This window comes from Schleiferilactobacillus harbinensis DSM 16991 (genome assembly GCF_000425885.1).
Taxonomy (GTDB): Bacteria; Bacillota; Bacilli; order Lactobacillales; family Lactobacillaceae; genus Schleiferilactobacillus; species Schleiferilactobacillus harbinensis.
In genome coordinates this window covers 40077-58438 of sequence record NZ_AUEH01000017.1, presented here as the reverse complement: position 1 = coordinate 58438, position 18362 = coordinate 40077, and the positions used below count along the sequence as shown (strand labels likewise).

Sequence of the window (18362 nt, the reverse complement as noted above, 5' to 3'; positions counted from 1 at the left end):
AGCGTCACTTGATGAATTAGAGCATCACCTTAAAGAAGGCATCAAACCAACTCTTCACTCTGATCAAGGGTGGCAATATCAAATGGTGGACTACCAGCAACGTCTCAAGGCTATGAACATTACACAGAGCATGTCTCGTAAAGGTAACTGTCACGATAATGCGCCCATCGAAAGCTTCTTCAACCTCCTAAAACGTGAGTGCTTGAATCGGTATCAGATCAACACGCTCTCAGATCTGCGCAAGCTGGTGAACGGTTACGTGGATTGGTTTAACAATGTCAGAATTTCGAGAAACAAAAATGGCTTGACCCCAGTTGAGTACCGGGAACAAACCATGATTGCTTAATTCAAAATCTAAATTGTCTAACTTTTCTATTGCACTTCAAGCCGTCTGCGGGGTCATTTCTTTATATTTCAGCAGTAATTGCTTCCTGAGTCGCCCGCACTTGGTCGATCAGTTCGGCTCGGGCGGCTTCGGGGACGCGGTATTTGGGGGCAGAGACGCTGAAGGCGCCGAATAGGCGGTCGTGGCGGTAGATCGTGGCGCCGACGCAGAAGACTTCCAGTTCGTTTTCTTCGTTATCGATAGCCACGCCGCGGTCTTTGATTTCTTGAATGTTGTGTTTCAAGGCGGTGGGGGTGATGAGCGTGTGCGGGGTCACCGGCTGCAAAGTGGTGCGGTGCAGGTAGGCGGCCAGCTGGTCGGGAGTGAAGGTGGCCAGGATTGCTTTGCCCATGGCGGAGGAATACAAGTGCATGCGGCCGCCGATGGTGGATTTCAATTTAATGGAGTTGGGGCTTTCCAACTTCTCGATCAGCATCACCTGGTTGCTTTCCAAGACGCCCAGATTGATCGTTTCGCCGGTGGTTTGGCGCAAGGCTTCCAGAGCGGGGAAGGCGACATCGCGGATATTGAAGCTGCTCATTGCTTTGGTGGCGTAGGGGATGAACTGGGTGCCCAGGTAGTAGCGGCGGCTTTCGTCATCCCGGTGCATGAAACCCAGGGCGCAGAGGGTAGTGAGGATCTTCAAGGCCGTCGGTTTGGTCAGTCCGGTGCCGCGGCTGATGGTCATTAGGGTGGGTGCTTCGTCTGCGGCCAGCGTGAAGTCCATGATTTCTTTTGCTTTAATCAGGACGGTGCCGTAGAGTTTTTCAGTGGTTTCAGGCATATCGATTGGCTCGCTTTCTTATATGGAAACTTTTGTTACCCTATTGTACCGTGTCTAGGGTCCGGTATTCAAGAAACCCATTTTCTTTATTGGAAATTAGTGTATCGGCCCCTCCCGGAAAATATCTTCTTCAGGTACAATGGTTGAGAGAGATAGAGAGAGGGTGCAGAGGTCATGGTTTCAATTACAACGTATAATATTCGGTTGGATACAGACGACGATCACCCCTGGCAGTGGGCGGCACGCAAGCCGTATGTATTGGCCAATTTGCAGCGGCTGGACCCGGACATTTTTACCGTGGAAGAGGCGGAACCCCACCAGTTAGCAGATCTGCGGACGCTGACGGCGTACCGCGGTTTTGGTGTGCCGCGGGAGAACACAGTGGATCAAGGCGAAGCGGCGGCGATTTTTATTAAGAAAACCAAGTTCGACGCGTTGGCGGAGGGTCATGCCTGGGTATCCAAAACGCCGGACAAACCGTCCATTTATCCTGGGGCTTGGACGTATCGCATGTTCCAGTGGGCTAAGCTGCGGGATAAAACGGATGATACGATTTTTTATCTGGTGACGGTCCACCTGGACCATGTGTCCGTGGCAGCCCGAAACTTTGGTGTGCAGCAGATCCTGGCCGCGTTCGCCCAGGAACGGGCCGATTATCCGTTTATCGTGACCGGGGATTTCAATATGACCCCACGGATGAGGCTTACCGGACGATGACGGCGACTTTGCAGGATGCGGCCTTGACGGCTGCTCAGCGGCCGGAACCAACTCCGGGGACGTGGCAGGACAGTGAACCGCCCACATTTTTACCGGGACAAACGGCGACCCGGCTGGACTATTTCTTCGTCAATGACCGGGTCCAGGTGCAGTCGTATGCCGTGGATACCACGCTGGCGCCCACAGGCCAGTATGCCTCGGACCACTTCCCTGTGACGGTTACGGTGATGGCCCGATGAGCGGGGCGACGATCAAACGGGAGGGGGCGCCGCTGCTGCTGATCTTGCTGGGCAACTTGCTGATTGCCTTTGGCTATGCCAAATTCATGGTGCCCAGCAATATTATCAGCGGCGGAGTGACTTCCCTGAGTATGGTGCTGGCGCGGCTGACACCCTTGAGTGTCGTGACTTGGACGAACATGATCACGGTCGGCTGTCTCGTCTTTGCGTTGATTTTCTTAGGCCGCACGAACTTCATTCGGTCTATTGTCAGCAGTTTTGCCTACATGGGCTTCTTTGCCCTGTGGACCTGGTTGCCGCTGAATTTGGCCCACTGGCCCTGGCTGGATGTTCTGTTGGCAAGCTTGTTCATTGGCGCGGGATATTATTGCTGTATTGCGAGTAATGCGTCGACGGCTGGGTTGGACGTGTTTGCGCTGATTGCGGCACACAAAAACCCGCAGCTGAATGTGACGCTCATGCTGCGGGTGATCAATGTGGTGGTGCTGCTGGGGAGCACGGTGGTGTTCGGCTGGGCAGCGCTGGTGTGGGGCTTGGCGTTTACGTTCCTGTATTCAGGCCTGATGGGCTGGCTGTTGCGGCGGTACCGGCCGTTTCCGAAGGTGAAGACGACGAAGTAAGAAACTGTCTTTGATTGCCGTGCCAAGTGCTCCGCATTTGGCACTAAGGACACTAGACTGAGCGATTGGCTCAGTCTATTTTTCTGCCAGACTGCACCCGCACCGTGCTGTACGTTTTGATCCAGCGCAACAGTTGCTGGATGTCGCCGGTGTAGACTTCGCCGATATTTCCGATGCGGAAGCTGTCGATGGTCGAGACTTTTCCGGGGTAGATGATGAAGCCGCGGTCTTTTAAGTACGCGTAGAACGCGTGGAAGTCGAAGGCGGCGCTGGGGTATTTGAACGATGTGATGATCGGGGATTGGTCGGCTTCCGCGATAACGGGGGCGTAGCCGAGGGCGAGCATACCTTGGCGCAGCTGGTGTTCGCTGCGGGTGTAGCGGGCAAACCGGGCCGGTACGCCGCCTTCTGCGGCGAGTTCTTGCAGGGCTTGATGGAAAGCATAGAGTACGTGGGTGGGCGAGGTGAAGCGCCATTTGCCGTGCTGCTGGTTGAAGCTTTGGTTTTGATCATAAAGATCCAAAGACAGCGAGCGGGCATTGCCTTCAGTCCTAGCCAGAGCGGTACGGTTGGCAATAATGAAGCCGAAGCCGGGCACGCCTTGGATGCACTTGTTGCTGCTGCTGATCAGATAATCCAGGCCGAGGGCGGCGGTGTCGATGGGCACGCCGCCGAAGCTGGACATGGCGTCCACAATGGTCACAACACCCCGGGCATGGACTGCCGGAATAATGGCATCGATGGGATTGAGGATACCGGTGGTGGTTTCGCAGTGGACAGTGGCGAAGTGGGTCACTTCGGGATGGTCATCCAGAACAGTCAGGACTTTTTCGAGCGTGACCGGTTCATCTTCGGCAAATTCCAGGTCCACGTGGACGATATTGTAGTAGTCAGCAATTTGGCCCATTCTCCGGCCGTAAGCGCCGTTCATCGCGATCAGCAGCACCCCGTCTTGTGGGGTACGGCGGTGCCGAGCGCGGCTTCCACGGCGAACGTACCGCTGCCCTGCATTAGGATGGTGGTGTAGTCTGCAGCGGGGGCCTGAGCGACGCTCAGCAGTTCCTGGCGGACGGTTTCGGTTAGCGCTTTGTACTCGTCATCCCACGTACCGTGATCGATGAGCATGGTCCGCTTTACGGCCGGGCTGGTCGTCAGCGGGCCGGGTGTGAGCAGCAGCGGCGCCGGCTGGGCCTGATAGGGGACTAGGGTGTTGAGGGCGGTGATCAGTGCCGGCAAATCGGCCAGGGTATCAATGACGTAGTCGGCCCCGGCCGCGTACAGGGCCTGGCGGGCGTGACTGACGCGGCGGTCTTTTTCACCCGTTGGCAGGGCATCAAAGGCGATTTCCGGCAAGCCGATGAGATTGCCGCCAATCACTACGCCGACGCTGATGGCGTGGGCGGCTTTGCCTTCGAGGATATCGGTGATCGTGTCGCCGACTTTGAGCACAGCGCGCGGGTCAGTCACTTGGAGCTGAGCCAAGGCCGCCAGCAGCATGTCCGGAGCGGGCCGGCCGATGCCGTTGGTCTGTTCTGCGGTCAAGTTGACCTTAGGCGCGTACCCCTGGGCGGCGGCCACTGGCAGAATGCGGTCCAGCATCGCTTGGGTGTAACCGGTGGTGGTCGCCAGCTTAATGTGCTGGGCCTGCATGAAGTTAGCGAGGTCTTTGACTCCCGGCTTCAGCGCGGCATATTCCACCAGCACGTCATCAATTTTGACTTGGAAGCGGGCGTAGACCTGGTCGATCCCGGCAGCTAATGACTCACCGGGATTGTTGGCCTGCCACTGGGCTTGAATCGCCGGGTCGGCGAACATTTTCTCCACATGAGTGCGTTTATCCAGCCCCAGATCCTGCCGAATCTCGTCCGTGGTGATGGTGATACCGAAGTGACTGAAGGCCTTTTGAAAGGCAATGATCGGGGCCAGGCTGCCGTAATCGACAGTCGTCCCGGCCCAATCCAATACAATGGCTTGAATCATGGTGCAATTCCCCTTTTCTAAATAATGATTAATGGGCAGTGCGGTTGAGATAGGCGGTGCGGAGGCGGTAGGACACGCTTTCCAAGGGAATCGTGAAGGCGAGGATCAGATACACGATCAGGCCGACCTCATGAAAATCGAAGTAGAAGCCGCTGGCCATGAAGAGCTGGTAGCCGATCCCGCCAGCTCCGGCGGCGGCGCCCACCGCGACGGCGTTGGCGAAGTTGATCTCAAAACGGATAAACGTCCAGCTGAGCAGACTGGGCCGAATCGTGGGCAGGATGGCTTGGGTCACTAAGGGCCAGAAGCGGACGCCCATGGCCCGCAGCGCACCCAGAGTATCGGCGGGTAATTCGTCAATACTGTCGGCGTAAACTTTGACCAGATAAGCGACACTGTGGAAGGTCAGCCCGATCACGGCGGCGTTAGCGCCCAAACCGAGCACGGTACTGTAGATCAGGACCCAGAGGATCGTGGGGATCGCCCGGATCAAGGCCATCGCGCTTTGCACGGTGCGGATCAGCCAGCGAGGCGCCAAGTTGCGGGCGGCCATTAAGGCGAGCAGAAAGGCAAAGATGGCGCCGATCAAAGTCGTCAAGAAGGCCAAGGCAATACTTTGCACTAAGGCAAATAAGAGACTGGCGGCACTGGCGTTATTGGCGGCGGGCTGGAAAAACATAATCTGGATGTTGCGCACCAAGTCACTGCTGGCCCGGGCCAGGTTCAAGCCCTGGGGCATGATGGCCGGCAGGGCGTAAGCGGTGATCGCGGTCAGACCCAACAGGGTGCCATAGACCCAGCGCCGGCGTTTGTCGCGCCAGCGGTGTAGACTCACCGGCCGTGGCGGCGGGGCCGCGGCCAGAATGACGGGTTTCTCGGAATTTGAAATCATGCAGTAATCCTGCTTTCTAAAACGTACTCAAATGTATACACATCTGATCTATGGTGGCACTTTAGATTTAGACCATTAAGAGTACAGTGTGTTTAGTCAATTCCGTAATTGCCGGCACCCCCGTCTGATTGGGATCAGACGAGTATGGCGCATAACAGTGCCGACTAGAAATCATCTCTGAACGGTTTCCCATTCCGGCGTAAGCCCCGCCGCATATTGAATCAAATTTTGAACAGCGTTATCGTCTCGGTCAATGACAAGACCGCACTCGTAACAGCGATACACGTCATGCTGGTGGTAAATGCTGTCACCTTGAAGCGTCATCTTGCCGCCATAGCTTTCTTCTTTCTTGATATAGCCGCAGTTTGAACAGCGCTGCGTTGACGGGAAGAAACGATTGGCAATCACCAAATCGCGATGATGCCAAGCCGCCTTGTACTCGATTGCCGTGCGTAAACGGCGAAAGAGCCCGCGCTGAAGACCTTTGACTTTCTTCCCGTCCATCATCATCGCGTGGACATCCAGATCCTCTAAACAAGGAACGGGATAATTCTTGATGATTTTGTGGCTGAACTTGTGGATCAGATCATCCTGCAACGCGTGCACCTGCTCGTAAGTGCGGTTCATCTTCGCTTTAATCCGCTGATAGGTCTTGGACCGGTAGTCGCCCGGATTTCTCCGCCGTTTCCGGTTCAGGCATTTTTGGTAATACTTGATCCGTTGATGCAACGCTGCCATGCGTGGTGTGAAGGTGTTGACGTCCCCGCCGTTCCAGCGGATATGGCCCACGTTCACATCAATGCCGACGATGTCCCAGCAGTCATAAAAAGCCGGTCGTGGAGTGTCTTCAATCAATGCGTTGACACTGGCGTAGAACTTTTTTCCGCGCTTGGTTATCGTCACGGTTTTGATCTCGCCAGTAAAACGTAAAGTTTCCGCCATTTTGATGGCGCTGAAACGATGGCTGGCCGCATGCGGCCGGTCCAAGGTCAGGTACTTGCCGGTAATGACCGCCCGGTCCGTCGTAAAGCTTTGTTTAGGATCCCGCTTATGATGGAATTTAGGCTTGTGAGCGTCCGGCATAGCGGGATTGAAGAAATTCTGCCAGGCTTGATGCAGCCGATGGACAGCAGTTTGGAGCACCCGTGCTGAAAACTGATGCTGCCAGTCGGTTTTGTTTTTCACCAGCTCGTCGCGGACTTTGTACTCGCTAGGCCGCAGTTTCTTGTCCGCCACGGCTAACGACGCGTCATACATGTCATTCCATGCGGCCAAGCCTTTGTTCCAGCAAAAGCGGTTGTAATCCATCAGCTCAGTAATAACAGTAACCATTTCGTCGTTGGGATAGATCCGTATCTTGTGTGTTTTGATTGGCATTCGATTCACCTCCTTATATTTCAAGGATACCGAATCGAATGTACGTTTGTCTCTTTCCGTGCTCAGCTAAGTTGAATCAAGATTCATCCAGAAAAGCTGTACTATGTGATAAAAACGCTCAGGATCTTGATGGCCCTTGATTATCGATGCTTACATTTGATCCGTTAATCAGCAATCATTCCGATCCTCCTTTCAATCAGGCTGGAGACTGTTTCCACGGCAATTACCAGCATAATGATCGCCAAGACGACCAGTCCGGCGGGACCGTACCGCAGGCTCTTGTAGTACAGATCAAAGACGAAGCCGATGCCCGTCCCCGTGAGCAGACCGACCAGGGTCGCGTCGCGGATGTTGTTTTCAATCATATACAGCAGCCACGACAATACCGGCGTCAGGATCTCCGGCAGTACAGCCTGGGCGACGACCTGCCAGTAATTGGCCCCGGTGACCTGCAGCGCCTGGATTTTCTCCACATCGATGGCTTCGATGGTTTCCATGAACGCCCGGGTGAGGAAGCCCAGACTGAGGAAGAACAGGGCAAGGAAGCCGGTGAAGTCATTTTGTTTGAACGAAAACAACAGCAACAGCGCCCAGCCGACGATGGGAATATTGCGCAGTACGGAGGCGAAGCCGCGGATCAGCCAGCGCAGAGCGGCATTCGGGCCGGTGGGTTGCGCCCCGAGCAGCGCGAGGCCCAGAGCGAAGACCCCGGCGACACTGGTGGACGCCACCGCGACGAGCAGCGTGCGGACCAGGGCTTCCAGGATATTGCCCCAATACTGCAGCGATTGGCTATTGGGGATGAAATTGACCGCCAGCCAGTCGATCCCTAAGTGCAGATACAAAAATGACAGGGAATTGAAATTGAGGATCAGCGCGGCCGCGGCGTAAGCCGCTAGGAGCAAGCTGATGAGCAGCGTCAGATGCAGCCGCTTTTTACGGAAAAAACTGGTCATCGTCATCGGCTCACCCCGCTGCGGCAGCAGCCTGGGCCGGAGCGGCATAAATCGCCGCCATCGCGGCCGCAGTCGCCTCAGCCACGGGGCCGTCAAAGACGACGCGGCCGCTATTCAAGCCGATAATGTGGTCGGCGTAGTCCTTGGCAATATCCACTTGGTGCAGATTGATCAGGATTGTCATGTCCTGGGCATCGGCGAGGCGGCGCAGAATATCCATGACGATGACCGTGGAGCGGGGATCCAGGGAGGCAATCGGCTCGTCGCACAGCATCATGGTCGGATGCTGCATCAACGCCCGGGCGATACCCACCCGCTGTTTTTGGCCGCCGCTCAGGTCGCCGGCATAATGGTAGGCGAATTCTTGCAAGCCCACATCGGCCAGCAGGGCCATCGCTTCCCCCTTTTCTTGGCGGGAATAAAGGGAAAGCACCCCAGCCAGGGTGGATTTGCGGGCCAGACTGCCGTGGAGCACATTCTCCAGGGCGGTGAGCGGTTCGATCAAATTATAGTTTTGAAAAATCATACCGATCTTGGTCCGCTGTTTCATCAGGTCCCGGCGCTTGAGCTGGCGCAGATCAATATTCTCCAGCAGAATTTCACCGGCATCGTCGGTGATCAGCTGGTTCAGACTGCGCAGCAGGGTGGTCTTGCCGGCACCGGAAGGACCGATGATGGCCGTCACGGCACCGGGCTGAGCGGTGAAGGAAACATCGTCTAAAGAGGGCTGTTTGCCTGTGTAGATTTTCGATAGGTGCCGTACTTGCAGCATGTTGGCGCCTCCTCTATTCGCAGAGAATGTCGTGGGTCGGTTTGTACCAATCGTCGCTGATCTTGATGAACTTGGTGTCGCCGTCCTTGGGCAGCAGACTGTGGGTCTTGGCCTCTGCCGGGGCAAAGAACAGCGGATCGTTGGCCACCCGACTGCTGGTCAAGGCCGTGGTGATCTTTTTAATATCACTGGCAGAAATGCCGCTCTTGTTCACGGCCAGCGGTTCGTTTTGCACTTGATACGCGGCAATAGCCACGGATTCCTTGCCGCGCACAGCGTCAAAGGGGGCCGGCGCGTCGGTATTGACTGTGAAGGTGGCACCAGCGGCGGAGTTGTTGGTGAACTTGCCGTAACTCAGCAGGTCCATGTCGTCAAAGGCTGCCACGTCGGCGTCTCCTTTGAACAGATTGACCGCGGAACCTTGATGGGAACCGCCGTAAAGGACTTTTTGGAAGAATTGGCCGCTTTGGGCGAGGGCATCGGTGCTCTTGAGCTTGAACTCTTTTTGGATCGCGCCGGCGGGAATCGCAAAGCCAGAGGTGGAGGTGTTAGACACATAAGAGATCCGTTGCCCTTTAATGTTTTTTAAGGAATAGGTGCCGCTGTCTTGATACCCCGCCGCTTTGTCCTTGGGCACCATCAGATAGCTATGATAAAAGGCATCCTTTAATGTGCCGGACTTGCCGGAGTATGTGACCATGGGGACGACGTTCTTGTTTTGCTGATGGGCTTGGATATAACCGACAGGGCCGAGCAGGGCAATTTGGCTCTTGCCGGAGGCGATGGCCTGGATCGCGACGTTGTAATCTGTAGTGGTTTGCACAACGACCTTCTTGCCGGTGGCCTGGCGGATCTCCTTGGTCAACGCCTGGCGCGCGGCGTCGGCTTCTTTTGCTGAATCGCTGGGCAAAAAAACAACAGAAATGGTTTTGTCACTGCCGTTCGTGGTTCCATTTGCGCCGGTGACCGGATTGCTGCAGGCGGCTAACGCTAACGCGATCCCCGCCGCACTGGCGGCGAAGGCCAACTTCTTCCCGAATTTCACTGATTGCACCAACTTTCCTATTTTCTGACACACTGTCAGTAACTTCAGGATAGCAAGGGTGTTTAAAGACATGACGGGGTTTCTGATAAAAGATTGTAAACAATCTATTTTGACCATAGATATAATAGTCATTTGAGGACAGCAAAAACGCCGTTGACCCTTGGGCCAGCGGCGTTTTCACAAGATAAATAATCTTAAAGGAGGTTGGTACTGCTTATTTAGCGCACGACCAGTACCGAGATCGGTGCGTATTTCGCCATATAGGCGGCCTGACTGCCAAAGTGTTTGGCAATGCCTTGCTTGGAGCGGGCACCCACGATCAGCAGGTCCGGCTTCACGGCGGGAATCACCTGGTTAACGATGGTGTCGCCGGGATCACCCTCGGCAATGACCGCGTTAACGGTTTTGATCCCCGCTTCTTTGGCCAGCTGCTGGTACTTCTTGATATGCTCTTCCAGTTCTGCCCGTTGGCCGTGGACATAATCTTTATCCAGGGCCTGGAACACATTCATTTCGTGGCTTTCCAGAATCGATACAATGGTCAGCTCCGTGTCTTCCTGCTTAGCACGGTGCAGGGCATATTGAAAGGCAGTGAGGGCATCCGGTGAATCGTCCACGCCGACCAAGATGTGCTTGATGATTTTAGTTTGCTGATCCATTAGCGGACACTCCCTTCGCTGATGCGTCTTCCTTGGCTTTAGCTTCTGCGGCCTTTTCTGCCAAGGCGGCGGCATACCGTTGATTGCCCCGATACAGATCGATAATTGTCCAGACCAGCAAGGCCAGTACAATTGCAATCAATATGTAGGCAATCAGATGTGCTGTTTGCACTTGAGCCGCTGCCGGATTGTCGCCGAAGAAATCAGTGATGGAATCAGGCAAGCCGTACATGTTCAAGAAGGTCAGACCAATAACTGAGATCCAACCGAGGATTTGCAGGATGACGCTGTTCTTGAAACGCTTGCCCATTTCGACCCGACTGCCGGTCATCATTAACAGCGGCAGCATGGAGAAGGGCAGAGCGAAGGCTAGAAATACCTGCGAATTGTTCATTAGGTTATTCAGCGCGACGTGCTGTTGTATTTCGGTTTCGCCAGTCGTCATGCCGACGGTGATCAATACCGGGACAACGGAGATCAACCGGGTGACCAGCCGACGAGCCCATAACGGCATCCGCATGTGGATGAAGCCTTCCATGATGACCTGCCCAGTTAAGGTCCCGGTGATCGTGGAGTTCTGGCCGGAGGCCAACAGGGCAACGGCGAATAGGATGGAGAGTACCCCAGACTTGGCAACGCTGATCAGCAGCGGATTGCTCAGCTTGGAGGTATCAGACAGGGCATGGAACAAACCGAAGAAGGACGGATCCTTGACGGCCCCAGTCTTGAAGACGGCAACCCCCATAATCAACAGCAAGGCGTTAACGAAGAACGCGGCGGTTAATTGGATGTTGGAATCCCAAGCGGTGAAACGAACAGCGGCGGCCACATCATCCGGATCGTTGTGATCAATTTTCCGGGTCTGAGAAATGGCACTGTGTAAGTATAAGTTATGCGGCATAACTGTCGCCCCGATGATCCCTAAGGCACCGGACAAGGGGGTTTCGCCGCCAATCTGCGGGGAGGTGGCAAAGGTCTTAGCGTTCGGGACAAACCCTTGGATCACAGCGCCCCAGTTCGGATCGGATAATGCCACTTGGTAAACAAAGATAAATAGGATGACAAGAATCAAACAGACAACGATGGCTTCGATTTTCCGGAAGCCGATTCTGGTCAAAAGCAATAAAAGCAAGACATCGAATACGGTGATGAATACGGCGATGACTAGCGGAATATGGAACAACAGATACAGGGCAATCGCCGCCCCGATGACTTCCGCGATATCAGTGGCCATGATGGCTAATTCGGTCATGATCCAAAGAATAATGCCCAAGGTTTTACTCGTGCGGGCCCGAATTGCCTGGGCCAAGTCCATCCGGGTGACTATGCCGAGTTTAGCGGCCATGTATTGGAGCAGCATCGCAATTAAACTCGACATCAGAATGACCGACATCAATAGATATTGGAAATTCTGACCACCAGTGATCGACGTTGACCAGTTCCCGGGGTCCATATAGCCAACGGCCACTAGCGCGCCAGGGCCGGAATAGGCGAACAAGGTACGCCAGAAGCCTTTGCCCTTCGGGACTTTGACGGTTCCGTTGATTTCTTCCAACGAAGGACCGTTGGCATACTCGATCAGCTTATGCCGATGGTTCGGATTGTTTTCATTCAAGAACAATCACACCTCTCTATTTTCAGTTTCGTTTACATTATACATCGAAATTTGGATTAGGGAAGTATTATTTTAGGCCGGCCTAAGCTGTTTTTCAATTACGCCTATTTTGGTTGCTGAAAATAGAACATACCGGAGTCCAATGAAAGTGTGAAAGATAACGTTACTGGATAATGAGGGTGAAATGGAAGGAAAGATTTGAATGGTGAACTGATTATTGGACTAGACCAATAAAAATATTTTCTGGCAGAAGCCGCCCTGTTAGGAAGCGGTACCTTTGTTGTCATAGAACCAATTATATTAAACTATCAAACGCTTACATTGCTGTGGAAGTGAGCTATACTTATTGTACAGGCACGTGTAAAATTTATTGAATAAAGGTATCTCGTGTACCTGCTGATATTATTTGCGCTTCTTTATTTGGGGCGAGATGCCAAAATGGAAAGAAAGCTGGTTGTTTTATGGATGATAAGGATAGCTCAAGCCGTGGCCTGAACGGCTTTATCGAGAAGCATTTGATGCCCATCGCCATTAAATTGGGCGGGTATAAATGGTTAGTCGCCATTCGGGACGGGATTGCCGTCGCGATGCCGCTGATCATTGTTGGTTCCTTCTTCATGATTCTGAATAGTTTCCCAGTTCATCAGTTCACGGACTGGTTGGCTAACACGAAGATCAACAGCGTCTCCATCGCTCAGGTCTTTGCCAAGATCACCAATGGGTCTTTTGGTCTGTTAGGGGTCATTGGGGCCTTCGGGATTGCCGATAGTTACGCCAAGCAGTATCACACCGACGGCAAGTCCGCCGGGATCATCGCCGTGGCGTCGTTCTTCGTCGTAACGCCCAGCATCTTCACCGGCGGCAAAGCCCCGGCAGAAGGAATGCCCTATGACTATTTAGGCAGCAAAGGCCTGTTCATCGCCATCATCATTGGCCTGGTCAGTGGTTGGGTCTTCCAGTGGTTTATTAATAAAGGCATTCGGATCAAGATGCCTGATGCCGTGCCGCCGGCAATTTCTGATAGTTTCAGTGCCCTGATCCCAGGCGCTGTGATCGTCACCTTCTGGGGTGTGATTTACGCGATCTTTGCCTTCGCCGGCTGGGGCAGCATCCATGATGTGTTCCTGCACATCTTCTCCAAGCCGCTGAGCCTGTTGGGTGATACGATCGGCGGGACGCTGGTGGCCATCGCCTTAAACAGTATCTTCTGGTTCGTGGGGATCCATGGCGGCAACGTCATCAATACCATCTTCTCCCCGATTTGGCTGATCAATGCAGGGGCCAACAGCAAGCTGACTGAAGCGCACCATTTGGATCTGGCCCACGGGGCGCACATTATTACCCAACCGTTCATGGATAACTTCGTTTACATGGGCGGCGGCGGTGCCACCTTAGGCTTGGTACTCGCCATTGGGATCTTAGTCTTCATGAAGCGGTCCAGCCGCCAGATGGAAGTGCTGGCGCCGCTGACGATCACGCCAGGCATTTTCAATATCAATGAGCCGACCATGTTCGGTCTGCCAGTGGTTTTGAATACCACATTGATCATTCCCTTTATCTTGGCCCCGATGGTGAATGCCTTAACGACTTGGGGTGCGATGAAAGCCGGCTGGGTACCGCTGACGACTGGTTCTTTGGCCACTTGGACCATGCCGCCGATCATCTCCGGCTTCCTGGTTACCAGTTCCGTCATGGGCAGTGTACTGCAGGCGGTCAATATCGTCATTGATGTCTTGATTTACCTGCCGTTCCTGCTGAACTTAAACAAGCAGCAGATCGTTGAAGAAAAGGGCGACGACGCCAAAAAGGCGGCCGCCAACAATTAAAGGAGCGAGAAATTAATGGTTACCCGATTAATTAGTGCCGATACCAGTGAAATCTTAGGAATGAAAGCCGCCGAGCTGAAGCAAAGCATCAAGGCCAGTGAAGGCCGGGTCGTGCTCAGCGAGAATGTCGTCGGTCATGAAGTCGGTGATGGTATCACCACCTCCGAAGTAGCCGCGGCCTTTGGCGCCGATCTGATCCTGCTGAACGGCTTGGATGTGCTGAATCCTGTTATCTTCGGCCTGTATCCCAACGAAGGGGCCAAGGTTCACCACGACGGTCAAAGCATCAAGCGCCTGCAGCACCTGGTCGGCCGACCCATCGGGGTCAATCTGGAACCCGTGGATGTCAACGCCGACATGTCCGAGACCCGGTTGGAGATTCCGGAGGGCCGGATGTCCAGTCGTAAAACGCTGACGGAAGTCGAAAAACTAGGCTTCAATTTCGTTTGCTTGACCGGCAATCCCGGTACGGGCGTGACCAATGCCCAGATCGCGGCCAATGTGAAAGTGGCCAAGGAAGTCTTCTCTGGCCTGATCATTGCCGGTAAGATGCATGGCGCAGGGGTCAATGAGCCTGTCGTCAGTCTGGACGCGGTCAAAGACTTCCTGGACGCTGGCGCGGATGTGATCCTGGTGCCGGCCGTTGGGACTGTCCCGGGCCTAACTGACGAAGAAGTGCGGGCCGTGGTGAAACTGGCCCATGCCCAGGATGCGCTGGTAATGAGCACGATCGGGACCAGCCAAGAAGGGTCCGGTGCCCACTATATCGAAGAAGTCGCTGTCCGGAATAAGATCAACGGCGTCGATATTCAGCATATGGGCGATGCCGCTTGGGGCATTCAATCGCCGTTCGAGAACATTTATGCCTTAAGCCGGGCAATTCGCGGCGAACGGCATGCGATTCAGCGCATGGCGCGGTCAATTAACCGGTAAAAAAGTAAAGTGCACAACCAAAAAATCCTTGTTGGCGACTACCGTAGTCGGCCAGCAAGGATTTTATTTTGCCCAATTTAGTCGGTTTGGCTTGTTAAGCCCGCATGGATCTTATCCAAGTTCCATTTCATCATGCTGTAATACGTGTCCCCGGTAGTGCCTTCTTTCGCTAGGGAGTCGGTGAAAATTTTGGAATAGATTTTCAAACCGGTTTCCTTGGCGACTTTATTCATGGATTTGGGGGAGACGGAAGTTTCCACGAACAGACTTTGCACGTCAGAATTGTCGATCTTGGCGAGCACCGATTTCATTTGTTCCGGAGTCCCCTGGGCTTCGGTGTTGATTTCCCAGATATAGGCCGGGGTAACGTGGTAGGCCTTGGCAAAATATTTGAAGGCCCCCTCGGAGGTAACGAGCAGCCGCTGTTTTTCTGGAATATCCAGGAACTGTGATTGGGCTGTGTTGTGCAGCTTTTGCAACTGGGTAATATATTTATCAGCATTCAACTGATAGTAGGTGGCGTTTTTCGGATCTTTTTCCTTCATTACCTTGGTCATGGTCTGGACGTACTTGATGCCGTTGGCCAGATCCAGCCAGGCGTGGGGGTCTTCTTCATTAACGTTGGTCGTCAAATGTTGGGGAGTGACGCCGGCACTGGCCGCAAAGACCTCCTGATCAAATTCCTTATGGGCGGTACTGACTAACTTCGAGAACCAGCCGCTGCCCCCGGTTTCTAAATTCAAGCCATTATGGAAAATAATGTCGGCTTCGGTTGCTTGGGAGACATCGGTGGGGCGGGGTTCATACTCATGGGGATCGGTACCGCGCTGGACAATGCTGTAGAGCTCAATGTGGTCTTGGCCGATATTGTGCACCATGTCTTCCAGAATGGAGTTCGTGGTCACGATCCGCAGCTTGCCCGAGGGACTTTGCGCGTCCGCTTGGCTTGCACCGCGATTATTCAAAAAGAGGAAGACACCGCCGATCATCATGACTACGGCAATGAATGTCGCAATAATTCTTTTCATTATTGCAACTCCTTTGCTTTAGCCGTTGTGTGCACTTTCAGCAATTGCTGGCCGCGGGCGTTCGGCTTATTGCGCGCTTGGGCGGGGAACTTGATGAAGCCCTGCTTTGGCGAGAAGACAAACGAGATGCTGAACAGCACTGCGGCAACGAGCACGATGGCCGGACCCGAAGCCCAATTCAGCGTGTAGCTGAAGTACAGCCCCGCAATGGACGATACGACACCCACCGCGGCGGAGAGTACGAGCATGGTGGACAATTTATCTGTCCATAGGTACGCCGTGGCCGCGGGCGTGATGAGCATGGCGACGACCAGAATGATTCCCACGGTTTGCAAGGCGGAGACCGTCACCAGGGTCAGTACGAGCATCAGGCCGTAGTGCAGCGCCTGGACGTTCAGACCGTAAGTCTGGGCATAGGTCGCATCAAACGACGTGATCAGCAGTTCCTTGTAGAAAGAAACGACGAACAGCAGGACGATGCCGAGCACCACCGCGGTGGTCATAATATCGGAGTCGCTGACGGCGAGGATGTTACCAAACAAGATGTGGTGCAGGTTCGTCGAACTTTCGGCCATGGAGATCAGGATGAAGCCCAGCGCGTAGAAAGCACTGAACACCACCCCGATGGAGGTGTCGGTTTTGATTTTACTGTGGGAAGCCACAAAACCGATCAGCAGGGCGGCCAGGATGCCGAATACTGAGGCCCCCAGCAGGATGTTGATACCCAGCATGTAGGCCACGGCTACCCCGGGCAGCACCGCGTGGGAAATGGCATCACCCATCAAGGACATGCCGCGCAGGATGATGAAACTGCCGATAATGCCGGACATCATCCCGACCATAATGGCCGTGATCAGTGCGCTTTGTAAGAAATCATAGCGGCTGAGCGCTGTGAAGAAATCAATAATTGAAGACATTATCGCGCCACTTCCTTTTCTGTAAATAATACGGAGGAAAGATCAGCACTGAAGGCCCGTTCAATGTTGCGGGCATTATATACCTGCTGCACGGGGCCGTAATCGATAATGCCGTGATTCATCACGACCAAATCATCGAAATAGCGGGATACCTTATTCAGGTCGTGATGGACGACGATAATGGTTTTACCCGCGTCCCGCCACTGCTTCAAGATTTTCATGATCGCTGTTTCGCTTTGCAGATCAATACCAACAAAAGGTTCGTCCAAAATAATGATATCGGCCTGTTGGACAATTGCCCGGGCGACAAACACCCGCTGCAATTGACCGCCGGACAAGTTGCCGATTTGGCGGGTGGCGAAGTCCTCTAACCCGACTTGCACCAGCGCCGCCTGGCTGGCCTGTTTTTCCTTCTTCCCGGGATTTCGGAATAGGCCGAGATGGCCATACGTGCCGGTTTGCACGAGGGTGAAGACGTCCACGGGGAAGGTCAAATCTAAATCTTTACGCTGTTCCACGTAAGCAATCTGTTTCTGAAAATGTTTGAGCGGTTCGCCATTATAGTCGGCGGTGCCGCTTTGACTTTTGACCAGGCCAAGGATGGCCTTGATCAGGGTTGATTTACCCGCACCATTGGGTCCAATAATGCCAGTGATTTTGCCCCTGTTAAATGAAACGGCAACATCAGCAAACACTGGTATGTCGTTATACGCAACGGTGAGGTTTTTGATTTCGAGCATAGAAACTTCCTCCGTTTTTAGGGCAGACTAACACTCCCTAACTGCATTCTACAGGACAATTAAGGGGGATACAAGTCTTTTGTTAGCCTTGCCTAAATTTGACGGAGAAAAAGAGCGCCGCTCTGAAATTCAGGGCGGCGCTATGGGGATACGAATTAGTTATTGCTGCTGTTATCGGGTAGATAGGGCATGAGCAGGTTGGCCAGACCTTCAATGCTGCGAGTCTGGATCAAGATCTTGCCGGTGCCTTGGAAGTGGTTGACCAGGCCTTCGCCGGTCTTGAAGCCGAAGGTGCCGCTGGCGACTTCGATGTTGTAGTTCAGACTTTGGCTCCAGGCAACGACGTTGCTGTTATCGACAACGTACTCATTATTATCGAGATTGACTTCAATGATGTCCGCGTAGCCGGAGACGAGGAACGTGCCGGCACCTTGGGTTTCCATGACGAAAAAGCCGCCGGTACCGCCGAAGACAGCGGTGCCCAGCTTTTGCCGCACCATTTGGTAACCGGTCCCGGCGTCGCTGGCCAGATACGCGCTGGTATTCAGGCGCCATTGCTGGCTGCCGTCGGTCTTCAGTTCCCGAATAGCGCCGGGGTTCGCTGGGGCAATCAGCAACTCGCCGTTGTCGGTAGTGCCGGTCGCTGTGGTAATGAAGAAGCTTTCACCGCTGGTGACACTGCGGCCCAAGGCACTGAGCATACCGCCCAGACCTTTCTTCCCATTGCTGTTCATATGGCCTTCCAATTGCACCTGACCGTTGTGGGCAATCATGCTGCCCCGTTCGATCTGTACTTGTTCGCCCTTACTCAGATGCAGGGTGACAGTGGGGAATGCCGTGTCTTGAGAAATCGTATAATTCAAACCAACCAGTCCTC

The 18362-nt window shown here is 53.9% G+C and carries 18 protein-coding genes and 2 pseudogenes; 6 read left to right on the top strand and 14 right to left on the bottom strand.

Annotated features, from left to right (window positions below; translation table 11 throughout):
* The coding region (locus H627_RS0106860; protein WP_027828346.1) for an IS3 family transposase at positions 1 to 346 on the top strand (346 nt) is incomplete at its 5' end.
* Positions 347 to 407: 61 nt separating this feature from the next.
* Here the strand turns inward: H627_RS0106860 and H627_RS0106855 are convergent.
* Complete coding sequence (locus H627_RS0106855; RefSeq protein WP_027828345.1) at positions 408 to 1169, bottom strand: IclR family transcriptional regulator; 762 nt, start codon at positions 1167 to 1169, stop codon at positions 408 to 410.
* Positions 1170 to 1343: 174 nt separating this feature from the next.
* On the opposite strand from H627_RS0106855, the gene H627_RS0106850 reads away from it, so the two are divergent.
* The 3 genes from H627_RS0106850 to H627_RS17370 are packed head-to-tail and all read left to right on the top strand — an operon-like array spanning position 1344 to position 2745.
* Positions 1344 to 1886, top strand: a complete 543-nt coding sequence (locus H627_RS0106850; RefSeq protein WP_027828344.1) for an endonuclease/exonuclease/phosphatase family protein — start codon at positions 1344 to 1346, stop codon at positions 1884 to 1886.
* Positions 1883 to 2125, top strand: a complete 243-nt coding sequence (locus tag H627_RS0106845) for an exonuclease/endonuclease/phosphatase family protein (RefSeq protein WP_027828343.1) — start codon at positions 1883 to 1885, stop codon at positions 2123 to 2125. Before H627_RS0106850 ends, H627_RS0106845 begins: the two co-directional genes overlap by 4 nt.
* Positions 2122 to 2745: a DUF6198 family protein gene (locus H627_RS17370; protein ID WP_051225245.1), complete on the top strand. Its 624-nt coding sequence runs from the start codon at positions 2122 to 2124 to the stop codon at positions 2743 to 2745. Before H627_RS0106845 ends, H627_RS17370 begins: the two co-directional genes overlap by 4 nt.
* Before the next feature lie 70 nt (positions 2746 to 2815).
* Here the strand turns inward: H627_RS17370 and phnW are convergent.
* The 9 genes and pseudogenes from phnW to H627_RS17350 form a co-directional block, all read right to left on the bottom strand.
* Positions 2816 to 3870 (bottom strand): annotated as a pseudogene (gene phnW, locus H627_RS20625) (2-aminoethylphosphonate--pyruvate transaminase).
* A 156-nt stretch (positions 3871 to 4026) separates the two neighbouring features.
* Positions 4027 to 4725, bottom strand: a pseudogene (phnX, locus tag H627_RS20620) (phosphonoacetaldehyde hydrolase); the annotation flags it as partial.
* Positions 4726 to 4753: 28 nt separating this feature from the next.
* Positions 4754 to 5617 (bottom strand): PhnE/PtxC family ABC transporter permease, encoded by an 864-nt coding sequence (locus H627_RS0106830; protein ID WP_027828342.1) that lies wholly within the window; start codon positions 5615 to 5617, stop codon positions 4754 to 4756.
* 171 nt (positions 5618 to 5788) lie between these two features.
* Positions 5789 to 6994, bottom strand: a complete 1206-nt coding sequence (locus H627_RS17355) for an RNA-guided endonuclease InsQ/TnpB family protein (protein WP_051225244.1) — start codon at positions 6992 to 6994, stop codon at positions 5789 to 5791.
* Between the two features lie 164 nt (positions 6995 to 7158).
* On the bottom strand, positions 7159 to 7956 hold the full coding sequence (locus tag H627_RS0106820) for an ABC transporter permease subunit (protein ID WP_027828341.1): 798 nt from the start codon (positions 7954 to 7956) through the stop codon (positions 7159 to 7161).
* 4 nt (positions 7957 to 7960) lie between these two features.
* Entirely contained in the window at positions 7961 to 8722 is a 762-nt protein-coding gene (phnC, locus tag H627_RS0106815; RefSeq protein ID WP_027828340.1) for a phosphonate ABC transporter ATP-binding protein, read from the bottom strand.
* A gap of 13 nt (positions 8723 to 8735) precedes the next feature.
* Positions 8736 to 9776 (bottom strand): phosphate/phosphite/phosphonate ABC transporter substrate-binding protein, encoded by a 1041-nt coding sequence (locus tag H627_RS0106810; RefSeq protein ID WP_226999220.1) that lies wholly within the window; start codon positions 9774 to 9776, stop codon positions 8736 to 8738.
* Between the two features lie 209 nt (positions 9777 to 9985).
* Positions 9986 to 10426 (bottom strand): universal stress protein, encoded by a 441-nt coding sequence (locus tag H627_RS0106805; RefSeq protein ID WP_027828338.1) that lies wholly within the window; start codon positions 10424 to 10426, stop codon positions 9986 to 9988.
* Positions 10410 to 12041 carry an Nramp family divalent metal transporter gene (locus tag H627_RS17350; RefSeq protein WP_051225246.1) on the bottom strand — a complete coding sequence of 544 codons (1632 nt, stop codon included), beginning with the start codon at positions 12039 to 12041 and terminating at the stop codon, positions 10410 to 10412. Before H627_RS17350 ends, H627_RS0106805 begins: the two co-directional genes overlap by 17 nt.
* A 461-nt stretch (positions 12042 to 12502) precedes the next feature.
* Here H627_RS17350 and H627_RS0106795 point away from each other — a divergent pair, with 461 nt between their 5' ends.
* Together H627_RS0106795 and H627_RS0106790 are read left to right on the top strand one after the other, a co-directional pair.
* Positions 12503 to 13867 (top strand): PTS sugar transporter subunit IIC, encoded by a 1365-nt coding sequence (locus H627_RS0106795; protein WP_027828337.1) that lies wholly within the window; start codon positions 12503 to 12505, stop codon positions 13865 to 13867.
* Positions 13868 to 13882: 15 nt separating this feature from the next.
* Positions 13883 to 14800, top strand: coding sequence for a DUF7916 family protein (locus tag H627_RS0106790; RefSeq protein ID WP_027828336.1), 918 nt, complete (start codon positions 13883 to 13885; stop codon positions 14798 to 14800).
* A gap of 77 nt (positions 14801 to 14877) precedes the next feature.
* Here H627_RS0106790 and H627_RS0106785 read toward each other — a convergent pair whose 3' ends face one another.
* From H627_RS0106785 to H627_RS0106770, 4 genes are all read right to left on the bottom strand, one after another.
* Positions 14878 to 15828, bottom strand: coding sequence for a metal ABC transporter solute-binding protein, Zn/Mn family (locus H627_RS0106785; RefSeq protein WP_027828335.1), 951 nt, complete (start codon positions 15826 to 15828; stop codon positions 14878 to 14880).
* Complete coding sequence (locus H627_RS17345; RefSeq protein WP_081674741.1) at positions 15828 to 16745, bottom strand: metal ABC transporter permease; 918 nt, start codon at positions 16743 to 16745, stop codon at positions 15828 to 15830. The genes H627_RS0106785 and H627_RS17345 overlap by 1 nt, the downstream gene beginning before the upstream one ends.
* The gene (locus tag H627_RS0106775; protein ID WP_027828334.1) at positions 16745 to 17485 is read right to left on the bottom strand and encodes a metal ABC transporter ATP-binding protein; all 741 of its coding nucleotides are present in this window, start codon (positions 17483 to 17485) and stop codon (positions 16745 to 16747) included. Before H627_RS0106775 ends, H627_RS17345 begins: the two co-directional genes overlap by 1 nt.
* 155 nt (positions 17486 to 17640) lie before the next feature.
* Positions 17641 to 18348, bottom strand: coding sequence for a TIGR00266 family protein (locus tag H627_RS0106770; protein WP_027828333.1), 708 nt, complete (start codon positions 18346 to 18348; stop codon positions 17641 to 17643).
* Positions 18349 to 18362 lie beyond the last annotated feature (14 nt).